The 17,484-nt window shown below is 34.6% G+C and carries 14 protein-coding genes; 3 read left to right on the forward strand and 11 right to left on the reverse strand.

Annotated elements, in window-relative coordinates; genetic code table 11:
• Positions 1 to 104 precede the first annotated feature (104 nt).
• Positions 105 to 1,280 carry an MFS transporter gene (locus KQ486_RS04830; RefSeq protein WP_144163418.1) on the forward strand — a complete coding sequence of 392 codons (1,176 nt, stop codon included), beginning with the start codon at positions 105 to 107 and terminating at the stop codon, positions 1,278 to 1,280.
• A gap of 728 nt (positions 1,281 to 2,008) precedes the next feature.
• Here KQ486_RS04830 and KQ486_RS04835 read toward each other — a convergent pair.
• The 8 genes from KQ486_RS04835 to KQ486_RS04870 form a co-directional block, all read right to left on the reverse strand.
• Complete coding sequence (locus tag KQ486_RS04835) at positions 2,009 to 2,539, reverse strand: hypothetical protein (protein ID WP_144163419.1); 531 nt, start codon at positions 2,537 to 2,539, stop codon at positions 2,009 to 2,011.
• A gap of 295 nt (positions 2,540 to 2,834) precedes the next feature.
• Positions 2,835 to 3,623: a membrane protein insertase YidC gene (yidC, locus tag KQ486_RS04840; protein WP_216686932.1), complete on the reverse strand. Its 789-nt coding sequence runs from the start codon at positions 3,621 to 3,623 to the stop codon at positions 2,835 to 2,837.
• On the reverse strand, positions 3,575 to 3,943 hold the full coding sequence (locus KQ486_RS04845; RefSeq protein ID WP_216686933.1) for a hypothetical protein: 369 nt from the start codon (positions 3,941 to 3,943) through the stop codon (positions 3,575 to 3,577). The genes yidC and KQ486_RS04845 overlap by 49 nt, the downstream gene beginning before the upstream one ends.
• A 115-nt stretch (positions 3,944 to 4,058) precedes the next feature.
• The gene (locus tag KQ486_RS04850) at positions 4,059 to 4,964 is read right to left on the reverse strand and encodes a helix-turn-helix transcriptional regulator (protein WP_216686934.1); all 906 of its coding nucleotides are present in this window, start codon (positions 4,962 to 4,964) and stop codon (positions 4,059 to 4,061) included.
• A gap of 145 nt (positions 4,965 to 5,109) precedes the next feature.
• Entirely contained in the window at positions 5,110 to 5,622 is a 513-nt protein-coding gene (locus KQ486_RS04855) for a hypothetical protein (RefSeq protein ID WP_216686935.1), read from the reverse strand.
• A gap of 141 nt (positions 5,623 to 5,763) precedes the next feature.
• Positions 5,764 to 6,720 (reverse strand): acetamidase/formamidase family protein, encoded by a 957-nt coding sequence (locus tag KQ486_RS04860; RefSeq protein ID WP_216686936.1) that lies wholly within the window; start codon positions 6,718 to 6,720, stop codon positions 5,764 to 5,766.
• A gap of 170 nt (positions 6,721 to 6,890) precedes the next feature.
• Positions 6,891 to 7,388 carry a GrpB family protein gene (locus tag KQ486_RS04865; RefSeq protein ID WP_216686937.1) on the reverse strand — a complete coding sequence of 166 codons (498 nt, stop codon included), beginning with the start codon at positions 7,386 to 7,388 and terminating at the stop codon, positions 6,891 to 6,893.
• 43 nt (positions 7,389 to 7,431) lie between these two features.
• On the reverse strand, positions 7,432 to 10,590 hold the full coding sequence (locus tag KQ486_RS04870; RefSeq protein WP_216686938.1) for a DEAD/DEAH box helicase: 3,159 nt from the start codon (positions 10,588 to 10,590) through the stop codon (positions 7,432 to 7,434).
• Between the two features lie 148 nt (positions 10,591 to 10,738).
• Here KQ486_RS04870 and KQ486_RS04875 point away from each other — a divergent pair, with 148 nt between their 5' ends.
• Both KQ486_RS04875 and KQ486_RS04880 read left to right on the forward strand, forming a co-directional pair.
• Positions 10,739 to 11,062, forward strand: a complete 324-nt coding sequence (locus KQ486_RS04875) for a nucleoside triphosphate pyrophosphohydrolase (RefSeq protein ID WP_216686939.1) — start codon at positions 10,739 to 10,741, stop codon at positions 11,060 to 11,062.
• Positions 11,062 to 13,482: a DEAD/DEAH box helicase family protein gene (locus KQ486_RS04880; protein WP_216686940.1), complete on the forward strand. Its 2,421-nt coding sequence runs from the start codon at positions 11,062 to 11,064 to the stop codon at positions 13,480 to 13,482. The genes KQ486_RS04875 and KQ486_RS04880 overlap by 1 nt, the downstream gene beginning before the upstream one ends.
• Positions 13,483 to 13,531: 49 nt before the next feature.
• Here the strand turns inward: KQ486_RS04880 and KQ486_RS04885 are convergent, their stop codons facing one another.
• Genes KQ486_RS04885 through KQ486_RS04895 form a run of 3 tightly spaced genes read right to left on the reverse strand, consistent with a single transcriptional unit; the run spans position 13,532 to position 17,420 of the window.
• Positions 13,532 to 14,656 carry a hypothetical protein gene (locus KQ486_RS04885; RefSeq protein ID WP_216686941.1) on the reverse strand — a complete coding sequence of 375 codons (1,125 nt, stop codon included), beginning with the start codon at positions 14,654 to 14,656 and terminating at the stop codon, positions 13,532 to 13,534.
• Positions 14,634 to 15,494 (reverse strand): hypothetical protein, encoded by an 861-nt coding sequence (locus KQ486_RS04890; RefSeq protein WP_216686942.1) that lies wholly within the window; start codon positions 15,492 to 15,494, stop codon positions 14,634 to 14,636. The genes KQ486_RS04885 and KQ486_RS04890 overlap by 23 nt, the downstream gene beginning before the upstream one ends.
• A 3-nt stretch (positions 15,495 to 15,497) precedes the next feature.
• Positions 15,498 to 17,420, reverse strand: coding sequence for a hypothetical protein (locus KQ486_RS04895; protein WP_216686943.1), 1,923 nt, complete (start codon positions 17,418 to 17,420; stop codon positions 15,498 to 15,500).
• Between the last annotated feature and the right edge of the window lie 64 nt (positions 17,421 to 17,484).

The following is a 17,484-nucleotide window of genomic DNA, read 5'->3' on the forward strand; positions in this document are numbered from 1 at the left end:
ATACTGAACAGGAATCATCATTAAAACTATGTTAGAGGGCAAATGATCTGCTACTTAGCGGGGCCTCCCATTGTGGGTGGCCCTGTTTTTTTGGGAGGAACTTTATGGATAAAAGAGTATATATTTTAACGACCATTACCTTTATTGTAGGATTGGTCGAATTGATTATTGGAGGGATTCTTCCTTTAATTGCAAATGATTTAGACATCACTTTAGGACGCGCTGGCCTCTTGATCACTGTATTTTCATTAAGCTTTGCCATTTCGGGTCCTATACTTCTTTCATTAACTGCTAAAATAAAACGCAAAAAATTAATTATTATCGTTTTAGTACTTTTTTTACTTTCTAACGTTCTTGCCGTTGTAAGTACAAGTTTTACACCACTTCTAATATCAAGAATTCTATCAGCAATGTTCGCAGCACTTCTTATTTCATTGTGCTTGTCGATTGCTTCTCAAATCACGTCTACGACTCACCGCTCCAGAGCGATCGGTATCGTATTGACGGGAGTGAGCGCTTCATTAGTCTTTGGCGTTCCTTTTGGTTTATTTCTAGGGAATGAATGGGGCTGGAGAGCACCATTTTTAATGATTGTCTTCATCCTGATGATTTTAATTGTACTGATGTGGTTGTTCATGAGCGAAATTGAAGGAAAAGAGGCTTTGCCGCTAAAGGCTCAAATTAATGCCCTTTCAAATCCAAAAATAATAATGACACAATCCATCTCCATTCTATTTTATGTGGGACACTTATCGCTTTACGCGTATTTAACCCCTTTCTTACAAACAACAATGAATCTTACTGGAGACTCTTTAACTATTATGTATTTAATACTTGGTGTCGCTGCAATTTTTGGTAGTTGGTCTGGTGGTTATGCATCTGACCGTTTTGGAACTAAAAAAACAATCATCGTTGTCTTATCGCTTTTTGCAACGATGCTATTCATGATTTTTGTTCTTCTTTCTAAACCTGTGATGTTAGTTATTGCATTAATGTTATGGAGTTTCTTAAGCTGGGCACTTACACCGGCAATACAAAGCCAATTAGTTTCTATTGCACCAGAGACATCTGACATCCAACAAAGTATCAATAATTCGAATATACACATAGGTATGGCAATCGGTTCATTTATTGGTGGAATAAATATTGATCTATATAAAGTTGAATTTAATTCAATCATTGGAGGGGTTATTGCTGTATTTGCTTTAATCCTTGCCATTGTCGCTTTGAACTATCAAAGATATGAGGCGAATCAAAGTGACGGCTTATTGAAGTATTAATTTAAATTATTAAGCAAACAAAAAAGGCTGGGTTAACTCTAACCCATTCAGTTATGGGGGAGAAAAGTGCTATTCACAATATGAATAACACATCTAGTTGCACTCTCTTTAACAATGTTTCAACAGTACAATTAGCAAGCAAAAAAGGCTGAGTAAACTCAGCCTTTTTAGCGTTTTATATTATCTCTTTCTTCAACAATCACGCCTGTTTGTTTAAAATTTATGAATCGCCGAAAATGTAACTCCATCCTGCTAATCTATGCTACAATAAAAACAATAGACTGGCTTCGCATGAGGGGGTTGGTAGCACTGTCGATCTGCCGTTAGTCTTCGTTGGGAGACTTCCCAGGGAGGGAGGTGCTTGCCAATGGACATTGTTAGTGCGCTAACGCTCATGATTTCCTTCGGGATGTTAGTAGCGTTTATCGTTTCTGATAATAACCATAAAAAATAATCCCTCATGCGCTTTTGCAGGTACGTGAGGGATTATTTTCCTTAGCTGCCGACCCCTCTTGTTGGGGTTCAGTCTATTACGACCGTTCCATGTTACAGCATGGGCGGTCTTTATTATTGTATGCACTTATCATCTTCCTATGTTAATTATACCACGAAATTAAAGTTTGTACATATTTTTACCTTTGTTATTTCAACGTTCATTTATCCATTTACTTAACAAGAAAGCTTCTTATTAAATGAAAGCGCCCGCTACTTAAATAGTGTAATCTTTTCTATCTCTTTATCAATACGTACTGCTTATCTTCTAAAAAGAATGTTTCGCAAAGATGGTTTATGTCTTTTAACTTTAAATGTTTTCCAAATTGAAATGTGCTAAGGTTAATAGCTACATTTTTACTGTCATCTTTTTCTTTACCTTCATGTCCATCCCAACAAGAATATATTTCCATAAAATTCCCTTCTAATAAGTTTTCGTCAATATAATTAAAAAGTGTCTTGATAGATTTATGGTGACTTGCTGTATTGTTAGTGTGTAAGTATCCTTCTACTTCATATACAAAAGAAGTAGTAAATTTTTCTCTTACTGGTTCGTACCCAGAAACTAAATTAAGAACATCAATTCCACTTGCATCTTCTTCTGTTTCATACACCTTAACGAGCTTAGACCCGTTATTCTTCTTCAAACGTTTTTCTAAACTTAGTCCTTTTAACTTCAATTCCGATAGAGGTTTATATGTTGGGTTCCTACCAAATGTACCAGTAGGAAGTTCTATATTAGCCCCTATGAAGTGATTTAAAGTCATCTATAAACCCCCTTTTCATAACCTTATTTTACCATAAAATAGGCAATCCCTTGTTAAACAAAATGGCTCCGTTTGTTGAACATGTTATAGAAGTCATACTTTATCTCCCGATAAATTGTACACCGTTATTTAATTTTTTCATGACCATGCAGGCTTTCGACCATATCCAAAAGGCGTACCCGAACAACCATTTGTGGACCTATATGAATGCAGTGTTACTTGTATAAGCCCCCATACCTTAAAAAATCAGGGTGCTAAATCCATTACGATTTGCACCCCTAATTAATAAGCTAATTTATGTTCCGTGGATGGTTTTCTTAATAATCAACGTCTGAACGATTACAAATAAACCACTCACCGCCCAATATAACGGTAAGGCTGCTGGTACATTTAACGAGATGATCCCGATCATAATCGAAGAGATTATCGCCATAAACGCCATTTGTTTTCGTTGGGGCTGCTCCAAGCCAATCAAACTGACTTTTGCTTGCAGATAGTAAATAAGAACAGCCACTAAAACGAATAAAATATCTGTTTCTCCGAGACTAAACCATAGAAATGATTGTTCGGCAATTTCAGGTGTGCGCCTAATCGCATAATAAAAACCAATTAGAATCGGCATTTGAAGGATCATAGGCAGACAACCTGTTACCATTTTCACCGGATTAAAATCATGTTTTTGATAAAGAGCACTTAGTTCTTTTTGCATACTCAGCCGATCTTCTGGGCTGTTCTTTCCTTTGTACTTCTCTTGTATCGCAGTCATTTCCGGTTTGATCAATGCCATTTTCCCTTGGGATTCCTTACTATTCTTCGATTGTTTAATGAAGAATGGCAATAGCGCGAAACGAATGCCTATCGTAATAACAATAATAGCCACCGCGTAATTTCCTTGTAAAAAAAGAGCAACTTTTTTAATCAAAAGTGACAGCGGATATACAAAGTAATGTGAAAAGAACCCTGTAGATGCACTGTCAACAGGTGTGAAGTTATTGCTACACCCGCTCAGTATAAGCAAAAATGACAATAGAAAAATTAAAAAAGAATACTTTCTGAAGAAAGTGAGTAAGCTGTTTTGTTCCATTCTTGTCCTCCTCTTATTTTAAAAATCTGTTTAAAATAAGAGGAATTGTCATCGGCTTTATCGTCTTTTTCATCTATTCTTTTAAACGTCATGATCAGCCATACGACAAACGATTCATTGGTTATAATCGGTTTCTCAAATGGATTTATATTAACCTTTGTGCTTTGGTGCTGATTCGTAAACAAATAATCACTGTTGGATAGATGTTGGTTATAAAGATGGCTGACATAAATTGCACCAAAAGCAATCAACAGAATCCCTAAATATAGATAAAAAGCAGACGCATCAATAAACAACGTGTTTAACAAGTCTAGAAACATACTTACTCACCTCCTTTAAATTCTGATAAATAAAAATATTATTAATTATAATTGTACCAAAGATGTATGCCAATGCATACCACTGCAAAAGAGAAAGTTGCCCAGAACAACCACTTTAAATAATTTCTACAGTATTATCTTCAAAATTTAAATTTACAGGTTCACTGGATAAACCTTCTGTGGAACGCTGATTTGTAACAGGAACATCATCGCCTACCATTTCAAAGCCAAGTTCATCTACCCAAATTTGGCCTGGTCCGTTGAGCAATACGCCAAATGCGATCACTTCACTTTTTACTGGAATATCCAATACGACGCTAAAATGATTCCATTCATTTGTTCCCTTAATCGGACGATCCATCATATTATCAAAAGCAAGGACCTCTCCAGAAGAATGGTCGATCCGCATCCATAAGCCAGCAGCTTCTTTAACATCTACGCTTTTTACAAATGCAGAAAAACGAACCCGTTCTCCTCGATAGTGGTCTGCCTTAATTTGTTGCATCAATGTTGCGAATCCTCGTGCTTTTTCATGTTTTGATTTCAAATAGGCGGCGTAATTTCCACTATGCACAATGTTATTGTCTAATCCGGTTTCATAATCATATGGTGATTCTCCGGTCATCATCCAACCATTCGGGGTGTTACTCGTTTTATTCACGATGAACTCTCCTTTGCTAACTAATTGTTTAAGCAATTTCCGATATTCACTAGGTGTTACGTCGTAAACTTTTTTAAAAGCTCTTGTGAAGGATTCTTGCGACTTAAACTGATAAGTCATCGCAATGTCAATCACTCGTTGATCCGTCGTAATTAACTCCCTCGCACTTTGTGTCATCCGCCGCTCTCTCACATATTCAGCAACTGATTTCCCAATGATCTTTCGAAAGACACGTTGAAAATGGAATCTCGAATAACCTGCATGTTCAGCCAAACGGTTGAGATGCAATGGTTCAGTCAAATATTGTTCAATAAAATTCAATGATCGTTGAATAGCCTGTTCATGATCTTGATAGGGCATTGGATCACCTCTTACTCTTATCTACCAGTATAACTGAATGATTCTGAGAAACTTGATTTTTTGTGCTAATGCGAAAAAGGCGCAAATCTAATGTTAAGATTTGCGCCTTTAAAATTTATAAAAGGATTCAAATGATACTACATGATTAGTAATTGTAAATTGCTATCTGTTTCTTTACTTCTTCATCAAATTCATCATTATACCATGGTAAATAGGTTTTCATTATATTTTCAATAGACACATCTTCATTCGAGAAGTCTTTTTTTAAAGACACTATAATGCCTGTTATTAAGACCCCTCCCCGTGCCATTTCCTGTAAACTTTCCTCCTCTTCAGGATTTAAGTTATAAATATAAGATTGATAAAGACTTAACCTTCTAATAGTTTCAGCAGATCCATAAAAAAGGGTTCTTCTTACTAAAGTTATCTCATCAATCTTTAATTCTTCATCTTCTCTTCTGTATAAAATATCATGCCAATCATTCAGTAATCTCAATAATTTCTCATTACTTATATTTCTAAAGAAGTTATCTACCTGCAGATTTTTGTTATGGAAATTATTTCTTTTATTTAATTTACTTTCATTAGTTTGAATAATAAGCGTCGTTATAACTCCACTAACCAAGGAACTAGATAATATAATTGATAATACTTCCATTACCTCACCACTCCGCTTTTTAAAAGGTAATCAAATTTGGTCACTTCTTAATAGTTTGCTCTCTTCTATTGGCTGGTAATGAGTAATTTCAGAATCATTTAAATCATAAAATTCACTTGTGATTATACGTCTGCCAGCATCTTATCTAAAAATAGACTTCGGCAAAAACGCAGATACAAGACTGTTCGGTGAATTGACAATCTCGCTAATTCTTAAATCTACTGAGATACTACAAAGCATATAAGCTTCTTCCTCGGTCATGCGGTATTCACTCACCAAGTGCTCAATCATATACCGGATCGCATTTTGAGACGCTTTGAAAATGTCTTCACCATGGCCAGTCGTCACAAAGTAGCCTCGGCTATCCGCTTCTGGTGTTGGAGGTCCAGGAATCTCATAACGCGGTTCGGCAATCGTTTTCCCTTTATGCAGCTTAAAGCGAACGGTTGCCTCCATTGAAGCTTCAATCGCCGTACCACATACTTCACCGTCCCCTTGAGCGGCGTGCGTATCACCTATGGAGAACAACGCGCCTTCTACCCATACAGGCAAGTAAAGCTTTGCTCCTTTTGTCAGGTGGCGGATATCCATGTTACCTCCATTTTTACGTGGAGGTACAATACTGAAATCTCCTACTTCAGGAAGTGCAACTCCGACTGTACCTGGAAAAGGTTTTAAAAATAAATCAATGCCATCTAAAAATTCAGTTGTGTTTCTCTTTTTCAAATCAAAAATTTTAATCGCTGGGTCTTTGAAATCCTCTGCCAGTAAACCAAAGCCAGGAATGAGTGCTGTCCAACCCCAATCCAGTTGTTTAAAGTCGAGAAATTCGACCTCCAACGTATCGCCAGGCTGCGCACCTTTCACATATACAGGTCCTGCCACTGGATTCACTTTTGAGAAATCAATGTTTTTGACATCTTCTACTGTAGAATTCTTCGTGAATTGACCGCCAGATGCCTCGGTGATCTCATACGTCACCACTTGTCCAGATTCCACTTCTGCAATCGGTTTTAATGAATTGTTCCACCCAATATGACTATGCTCGTTGAAATCATGAATCGTCATGTATGGATGATTGTGATGATGAATACCCATTGACTACGCCCCCTATGCTGTATCGTCTTTTGTAAGATGAAATATAAAAATAGAAGTTCCTCAATAATTGTCGAAACTTCTATTTTATAAAATTACATAGATTGTAGTAATTTTATGTGGGAAAGTCAATGGGTGTTGAATGTTTTACATATCTTGCTGCAAAGTTGAAGTTATAATCGCTTAAATTCCGGCGATGCCATCAACTTTTCAAAGAATTCACTCTTGGCTTCTCGATAGGCTCCCATATCTCGGCCTTCATATGTTCTTTTTAGATTATCGTATTCTCGTAAATACTCATCATTCAACTTTAATACCTCACGAATTTTCCAAAAGAAATCAAGTTCAGAATCAATAACCGTTAATTGGATGCCTAAACGAGGATCTGCTCCATCGTCTTGAAACGCTCGAAATGTATCTGTTTTTGTATTTCCCTCATTAGTCTCATAATGTTTCATTAAGACAGTTATAGCTCTCGGAAACTCCGCAGCTGACACTCTCACTTGAATATCCAAATCCTCTTTGGTTAGGCTACCCGGGATCGCTGTACTTCCTATATGTTGAATATCTGCTCCAGGAAGTAGATTTCGCAGGAATGATTTATACTCTATAAAGGCTTCTTCTGCTTTTTTATACAGATTATCGTCGGAAATAAAATTTACTTTTTCCATTGATATTTCCTCATTTCAATCGTTTCTCTTGTTACAAATTCAACTAAAGTATATGCTTGTTCGCTTCTTGCACTAAATAAGAAGGCATTTCATGTCGCAAACGCCATGTTATGCTCATTGGTTTTTCACCAGAATGTTTAATGTAATCAGCAGTGCCTAAAAACACAAATGGTGATGGATAGCCATTCTGGGTTTTGTACTCACGAACAAACAAGGCAATCTGTGTTCCCATTTTCCGATGGTTGATATATCTTTGCCCTACTGATGTATTGCTTGATGTCTTGTTTTGAGATTGCCAATGAAAAAGCTTCTCATTAATCGCATAATCTTCATATAACGTGGAAGGTGAGAAGTCTTTCTCTGACTTGTTCAACGTAATAAAAAGTGCATCTACTTTCTTATCCTTTAAATACTTCACACCTTCTCTAAAATCAGGACGTTTTTCTTCATTATAATGTCCTAGTGCTGCCATGATTTGGTCAGAAGTATATAGTGAGTGGACCATTAATGGTGTCTCAAAGTGAAGATCATTATTCCACTCCCTCGTTTCGATTTTAGAAAGTTTATATTCTAAAATGGCGCGAATTTCTTCTTTCAATTCAGTTGATGATAAAACTCTATCAATACCCTCTTCGATTGTTAATAATCCAAGCTTTTCTGGTGTGGCTCGATAAAACGTATAAAATAGTAAATTCCTCATTAACTCCTCTTGCTGATTTCCAATTTGGCGTTGGTCGATGTATTTCAACAAGAAGTCTAATAACTTCTTAGAATTTAGGTGAAATAAATAGGGTAATCGCTTGACGACCTCTTCTTCATTTTCTACATAAAAATCTTCTTTTAAATCCGCTTCGACTAATAGTCTACTAAACGAACGATTGGCACTTCTCCCATAAAGGTCATATAGCGACATTTGGTGATGATCCAAAAAGTTTGCTAATGTTAGCTTTCGGTCAGAATCCATGTGGAAGTTCTTTAATTTTTCGATCAAATTCGCTTTCGTATAAGTAGCAGAATGGATATTACGTAAGATATAATTTTTTGCTTGTTTTTCGAGCTGAATGAAACTTCCCTTAGGTAGATTGGCAAACCCATTTTCAACATAATATTTAACTGAGTGCTTCGCTTTCCCAATTAATGCTTTGTATTTTTTCTCAAAGACATCATAATCTTTATGTGCTTGGCCGATAAAATCCAAGACAGTCAGACACTCTTTCCCTTCAGCTAAACGCAAACCACGGCCTAACTGTTGTAGAAACACCGTCAAGCTTTCTGTAGGTCGCAAGAACATGACGGTGTTGACTTCGGGCAAGTCGACACCTTCGTTATAGAGATCAGCAACGAAAATAAACCGAATGTCTCCAGCTAGTAATTTCTGTTTAGCCGTTTCTCTTACTTCTCGATCCGAACCCCCATGTAAAGCAATCGATGGTATTCCAAAATCATTAAGGCTTTTCGCCATGTATTTAGCATGTTCTACACCGACACAGAAGCCCAACCCTTTGACCTCATCGATGTCTGTCACATACTTATATAAACTTTTGACAATTTGCCTGACGCGGATTTTATCACTTGTATAAACATTTTCTAATTCCCTTAAATCGTATCCTTTCTTTCTCCATTTAACATTAGAAAGATCCACCGTATCAGAAACACCAAAATACTGAAAAGGGCTTAAGAGTTTGCGATCAATTGCTTCGGTCAACCGGATTTCGGCAGCGATCCGATCATCAAAGTATGTTAAGACACTTTTTCCATCCATACGCTCTGGTGTGGCGGTTAGACCAAGTAATATTTTAGGTTCGTAATAATCTAATAGTTTTTGATAAGATTGTGCAGCAGCGTGATGAAATTCATCTACAATAATGAAATCGTAAAAGTCTTTCTCAGTCTTCTCCGTCAATTTTGTACTGTTTAGACTCTGAATACTTATGAATAGATGATCTAAACTATCTGGCTTTTCTCTCCCAACGAGTAAATCGCCAAAATTAAAATCTTTTAAGATCGTTCGAAACGTTTCTAAACTTTGCTTCAATATTTCTTCACGATGCGCGACAAATAATAACCTAGCAGGTCTACCGTTTTCTTTTAAAAATCGTTTGTAATCAAAAGCAGAGATCACTGTTTTACCTACTCCTGTTGCTGCAACGATCAAATTTTTATATTTACCATGAACATCTCTTTCTGTGCTTAGTTTCTCTAACACTTCTTTTTGATAGTGATAAGGCTTAATATCGAATAAGGCTAATCGATTAGCATTCTCTTCTAGCTTCGATTTATTTAGCATTGATTTTAAATGTTTATGATCTTCTTCATTATTAAAATGGAAGGATTCAAACTCTTCATCATTCCAGTACGATTCAAATGTCGCATATACTTTTTGCATGACGTCGAAGGAGTCCTTTTCTGTAACCTTTACATTCCATTCCAACCCTGAAGTCAAAGCGGGGTTTGATAAATTTGAAGACCCTATATAAGCTGTACTAAAACTAGTATCTCTCTTAAAAATGTATGCTTTCGCATGTAGACGAGTACGTTTCACATCATAGGATACCTTAATTTCCGTATTTGGCAGCTGACTCAATTCATAGATCGCTTTGTAATCAGTTGCTTCCATGTATGAGGTCGTAATAACTTTAAATTCTCCACCTCTTTCTGTGAATTCCTTCAACTCATCCATGATGACCCGTAACCCACTCCATTTGATAAATGAAACTAACATATGTACTTCATTCGCAGTAATTATTTCCTTCTTTAGTTCATTCATCATATTCGGTTCATTTTTGGCCCCCGTAAATAAACTACTTTCAGAGATCGGGGTAACAGGTCTAATCGGTTTATCGTCTTTCATACTTTTAATCGAATTCATCTTCGAGTACAAAGAGGTTAAAACTTCAGCCTCTTCTTTGACTTGAAGTTCATTCAGCTCCTCCTGTCCCAACTCCTTGCTCAAATACTGAATGATTTCATTACAAAGACGAATTTGCTCGATTAAAGATTCATCTGTTTTCTTTTTGTTCGTATCTCTTACATCAGTTAATGCTTTTCTCGTAATATAGGATATATAAGCGGCTAATTTCTTACTTGCCTCTTCTTGATCAATCGGTTCTTTCCCGATGGCGAATTTTTCTTTTTCTAACTCTGATAACGAATTAGCTAATTTCTGGTTGATGACTTCTTCGTAAATTCCTTCCCTCAACATATACTTCACCTCTTGGATGCATTATAACAAATTTTGTATATTATGATAGAATATACTGATAAATAGCTTTATTTTAGACGAACGACTATATCTAAACGAATCTTGTTTAGAATGATATACTATACACAAATTTAACGGAGGTGTTTTCATGCCAATACATAATAAACTAGTAAGAGATAAGATCCCTCAAATTATTGAACAGACAGGCAAAAGTTTTCATATCCGAACACTGGACAACCAAGAATATAGAGTTGAACTGAAAAAGAAATTAAATGAAGAGATAAAGGAGTATCAAAGTTCCGTTAATGACGAAGAATCCATTGAAGAACTTGCAGATGTTTTAGAAGTTATACATTCTCTTGCCAAATTACATGGTTCATCATTTAATGAAGTTGAAAAAATCAGATTAGCTAAGTCACAAGAGAGAGGCGGATTTGAAAATAGAATCTATTTAGAGAGTGTGGAAGATTAATGAGTTCCAATGTTAGCTTAATAACAAATCAATTATATCAGCAAGTAAAGCGAGATATTCAGTCTTCTACAACTATTTATATCTTGTCTTCATTTATGATGTACTCAGGTGTCAAGTTAATTTTAAAGGACTTAGAAGAAGCGGTTGAGAGAGGTGCAGATATAAAAGTTTTGACTGGTGATTATCTCTACGTTACTCAACCTAAAGCAATAAAAAAACTTCTAACGTTAAACAGAGTTGAACTTCGACTATGGCAAAGTAATGGAAGATCTTTTCATCCCAAGTCTTATATCTTCAAACATAAAGAAGACGGTGCTATAGTGATTGGTTCTTCCAACCTCTCAAAGTCAGCTTTAACTTCCGGAGTAGAGTGGAACCTAAGAATGGTTCGTAATGCTGAAAATGAACTGTTTGAAAATGCTATAGATGAATTTATACAATTATTTTATGCAGATCAAACCATGCAAATGAACAAAGAAACATTAAAGATATATGAAGAAAATTACCGTGAATTTCACAATGAACATCCTGATTTTTCCCAAACCTTGTCAGAGGATGAAGAAATTGAGTTAACTTTTCCCAATACAAATGACAATATCGAACCAATCTTAGTAAAGGATGATCAAACAGAGTACGAAGTGATTGAGCCTAGACCAGCTCAGAAAAAGGCTTTAAAACAATTAGAATTGACGATTGAGGAAGACTACAACAAAGCAATGGTTGTAATGGCTACCGGCTTAGGAAAGACATATTTAGCAGCTTTCTTTGCACAAAAATTTCAGAAGGTATTATTCATTGCTCATCGAGAAGAAATTCTTAACCAAGCAAAGAAAAGCTTTGAGAAAGTATTACAAATCGAAGGTGGAATATATAACGGAAAAATTAAGGAAGCAAACAAAGAATTATTGTTTGCTTCAATCTTTACATTAAGTATTCAAGATCACCTTCAAAAGTTCAGACCGGATGAATTCGACCTTATTATTATAGACGAGTTCCACCATGCAGCAGCCAATAGTTATACCAAAGTGATTGACTACTTTTCTCCTAGTTTTCTATTAGGATTAACAGCCACTCCGGAAAGAACTGACGGCAAAGATATCTTTGCCTTATGTGATGGAAACGTGGCGTATGAGATTCACTTTATCGAAGCGATTCGTCATGGTTGGCTAAGTCCCTTTAAATATTTTGGAGTAAAAGACGACATTGATTATACACAAATTAAATGGCTAGGTAGAAAGTATGACCCAGACGATTTATTGGCAGCACAACTTATAAGTGACCGAGCAAAGAATGTATATGAAAAGTGGCATGAACATAAGCAAACAAAGACGCTAGCATTTTGTTCATCCATTCAACAAGCTGAGTATCTGGAGAACTACTTTAAAGATATGGGTGTAAAAGCAATAACACTCACTTCTAAAACAGTGGACATTACCAGAGAAGAAGCCATCGTTCAATTAGAGAAGAATAAAGTTGATATTATATTTACAGTTGATTTGTTTAACGAAGGTGTCGATATTCCAGCAGTGGATACGTTACTTTTCACTCGACCAACAGAATCACTCGTTGTGTTCACGCAACAAATAGGTAGAGGACTGCGAAAACACCCATTAAAAGATCAATGCGTAATTATCGACTTAATTGGAAATTATCGCAATGCCAATACAAAGTTTCAAGTATTTCATTCAACTGAAGGGGTTTCTACCAAGGATCCAGTTAAACAAATAACTCCTGAATTACCTGCTGATTGTGAAATCAACCTTGAGACAGAGGTTGTTGACCTGCTAAAGGAATTAAAACGAAAACGTAGCAGTAGAAAAGATAGAGTTTATTATGACTATCTGGCAATCAAAGAGAGGCTGGGTAGACGTCCATATTATAAAGAAATGTTTTTATATGGGGAAGTTCCTTTTAAAGAATATAAGCAAGTTTTTGGCGGCTATTTTCCTTTCTTAAATGAATATGGCGAATTGACAGAGAAAGAAATAGAAGCATACGAGGAATATGGTATTTGGTTTAAAAAATTAGAAAAGGAAAGCATGGCAAAGTCCTATAAAATGGTTGTACTTAGCTACATGCTTTCAAAAGGACCAAACAATTGGTACAAATCAATTACTCCAGAAGAAGTGGCACCGTTCTTTCACGACTTTTACATGTCTAAGACTTACAGAAAAAATAAAGACTTCAGTGATAAAACAACCAAAAAACTATGGAAATACAATGAATCCGAAATTGCAAAACTTATTGCAAGAATGCCAATGAGTAAATTGGTAGATAATTATAATCTTGTTTATTTTAATGGATCTGAGTTTGGTTTAACCTTCGATATTCTTCCCGATATAAAAGTGGATTTGTATAGAATGACGAGTGAAATATGTAATGCAAGGCTGCATTTTTATTTTAAAAGAAACCCAAATTAATTCTGTTCACCTTTTCTAACAGATTAGAACAACATTCTAATCTGTTTTTTTACGTTTCATACCAGAACCAGGCAGACTTGTTATTGGTGACTTTGCTACCAATTGGTTTAAACTGGAAATAAACTCCGTTACTTTCTAAAGGTCGTAAATATTCTTTTATGCTTCTATCACCGATCACCCATATGGAACCTCCATCTTTACGATGATCTATATATTCGAGGTTAAACCGATCCAAGTAAGATGTTAGGTCATCTTTACTAATCTCATCCGTTTCTTTACTCACTATATTTGACGTATTTCTTGAAGCTTCTTGTATACCAGCCATAACCGTACTATTCTCTGACTTCACGTAGTTTGAATGGTTAGACCGGTTACTAGTTATTAATTCTTTTTGTGGTCGAGAACCTTCTAGCCCATGTGTTGAGACAATATCAGAAGTATCGTAATAATAACTTAAATATTCAATAAATATTTTCTTTAAATCATCTTTCTTTAACATAGGCGACATTACAATAGGATAACTTTTATTAAATTCAAAAATAACTCTTCTTCCGTATCTTTCGTCATCACCTAAGTCATCACGTCCTTTAATTTTTGCCTTCATAACCTTAGATAAATCCAATTCATCAATAATAGCAAGGATATTTATCAGAAATACATCGTTTCTAAATATTTCGTACTTAATAATATAGTTATATAAATCTAAGTTTTCTATAATTAATTCAAAGTACTTTTTCTGTTTTACTGGATCGCTAAAATTATCTGTTACATATTGTGCACCCAGTATTGTTTTATATATATAATTTTCCCAATCAAACTTTTTCAAGACAATTTTATTAAAATTTGATTTATCCTCTTTAATTTCAGGATACATATTTAAAAGATAGGACCTTTTTTGAGTTAATAGAATTGAATGCCAAAATCGTTCATCTAAAAGAATTTCTCTATCTACATTCAAGTAAGAAGCTGAAATGGCATTAAAGGCTTCAAGGAAGTCGCGTTTTTTTTGTTCTTCATCTCCTTTAGCCATATATATTGGGAAGTTAGGAGCATGTTCAATATATACAGTTTCATCAGAAAAATATATATCTTTATGTATCAGTGTTCCATCAATAAAGTCCTCATATATATTATCAAACTTTTTGTATCCATCAACTAGCAGTTGAATCTCCACGATTTAACAACTCCTCTAATGCTCCAGAATATTTTTCAATCACTCTGTCAGTAACCTTGTATATGACTTCATCGATATTATCGAGATTTATATTGTTTATATTTTTGTTTATCATTAGTTGATATAACTTCAAGTCTAATGAACCATCTGGTTCATTTATTTCTTCTAGCTCAACATCTCCGTCTTCTCCATTATTAAATATAAATGATTGCAGAGCCTTCGTTAAACCTGCATAAATGTATGCGTTATTTAGCATGTTACTTTTTGAATAATGTTGAAAATAAAATTCTGGTTTTTTGTAATGAATGACAATCGTTTCTTGCCCCAGTTCAATTTTTATTTCTGAATTTAAATTCTCATCAAGATTTTTTGAGAAAAGATCATAAGGTTTTTTTATACTTCCATCAAAAAGAACCACATTAGAATAGCCTAATAATGAATATTGAGGGACAACTATCTCGTCCTTAATGACATGGTAAAAATTATTCAACTCATTATTATCAGCAAAACTAATTGTATTTAGCGCTTGAATATGCAACTGTATTGACGTTCTTTTATTCAATGATATTCGACTCTTAGGAATGCTAATTCTGTGTTGGTTAGCTTTTAAATGAAAGAACTTATTATCCTTGGATTGGATAATAAATACTAATTGTGCTTGATCATTTCTTATCAATTGATTTATAAATTCTGACTCTATTTCGAAGTCAATATCGAAATAGTAAGAATCTGATTTCTCGATTACATTAACATCTAAATTAAAGTAATTATTAATATAACTAAGAGAGTCATTTGAGAATACAGGGTATGGAAAGTTAGCTTTTTTTCGGTATATCAAATATTACACCTCCACATAATAAACAAATTTCAATGACCGATTAAAATTATTTCGGAGAGAAAACTGGAGTTGAGCAATCCCCTCTTTAATCTCAACATCCTTTATAATGTTCTTTGTATATTTGCATCGTTGCCCGGCATTCAAATCAACGACCTCTTGATAACTACTATTAATCTTAAATTCATTTTGGTATTCCTGTCCCATTCCATCTACTATTGATAAAGCAATATCACAAGTCTTGGCCCCATTAATTTTATCGCTGCTTGAAAAATCAAACATTATTAACTCTTTATCCTTTAAAATGACTCTTTCAACCATATCAGGATGGGCACTATAGCGTCCTTTTCCTTCTTGAATAGACTCATCTTTTGTTTTTTGCCATTTTAATGGTTCTCTTTTTTGAGTTCTTTTATTTTTACTATTAATTACTTCTTGTTTATGATTTCTCTTATCTCGTTTTTCTTTTTTGTGATGCTTACCAGATGATTTCACTAATGAAGTACCATCACTTACTTTTACTGTACCCATTGATCCCTCTAAATCTTTTTTAAAAGCTTCTCCGTCTAAGTAAAGAATTTCTTCAGTATCCATCTTGCCGTCTATTGGATTGTTTTCGTCAATCGCTTCTTGTATAACTTTTGCAATTTCTTCTGAAAGTTTATTAATAAATCGAGTCGCAAGCTTTTTCAACCTACGATCACTAAAGTGGTCTTTTGAAAGTTTTGTGTGAGACTCATTTTCTAATGATTTAAGGTATGCATCTTCCCTATTGCCCCCAATTAGTACAGCATTAAAAGGTTTAGTTGCATTACTTTTAACTTTAAAATCTTCTATTTTCATACCTATTGTTCGAATGATAGCTACTCTACCTTTAGAAATGTTTTCATCATATTTAAAGTAAAGATTAAACTTAAATTCTTCCTCACCGTTCGAGACAATAATTTCTTTAGGAGGTTCTTTTAAATATGTATTTAAATATAAAGGTGTAAACTCTTTTTTAATTTCCGAAATATCTTGACTATAGTAATATTCATCAAATACATAGTCTTTTATAGTATCCTTTGCAATTCTGTTGCCATTTACATGTACTTCCAACTTACCTAATGTGATGGATATAAAAAAACTATCACACACACTTTTAATAATAGATCTTTCATCATCATAATCTTCACGTAAGTATGGAATTATAATTTTTAAACCTCTTGTTTTCTTTTGGAATATTTCGTGAAAATGATTTTCAAATGGATAAAACTTAGTCTTATTATTGTCCATTACTTCAACGTCGGTAAAATAACCTGTTGATCGATAAGCTTGACCTTTATACATATGCTCTATTAATTGAACAGTTCCTCCTAAATGTTGCTCTCCATTTTCATCACAATTTGCAAAGTACATTGTAAATAAGTCAGAAGCTGCATTAGAAGCAATTTTACCGACACCGTGCGAGCCACCCCGTGATTCCTCAACCTCATTGTCTTGTTCTTTAAAGTGAACGCCTTTATTATAAGCATAGATCCCCCAAGTGTCTTGTGGGTTACCACTCTGCCCATTTCTTGCTCCTGCCAAGCCTCTTGTATTTTTATCCTCAAATGAAATATATCTTACTTCATCTTGATTAAGTTTACTTTTCATGTGACTAATAGTTTCTCTGGCATAGTCATTTTGTCCCTTTAAGTTGCTTATTCTTTCTTTGACTTCATTTATACCTGGTATATGATTCTCATTAATACTTCCAGTTTTGATCTTGACTATTACTGGATCAGATGAATATAAAAGTTTACCATCTAAGGAGTTTTGTATATTCTCCCTAGTTAATCCAGTTATCCCCATGTCATAAAAGCGCTCTAATGTTTTATTGAAATTTGATTCTTCTATATTTGGTATAGCGGAAAACTGCCACTTTTCATCTACATATTTTAAGCTCATCAAATAAAACCCCTTTATTGTCTTATTTTTCAGTATATTATATGTATAATTATATGTTAAAACA

It is taken from the genome of Allobacillus halotolerans (assembly GCF_018967645.1).
GTDB classification, from domain to species: domain Bacteria; phylum Bacillota; class Bacilli; order Bacillales; family Alkalibacillaceae; genus Allobacillus; species Allobacillus halotolerans.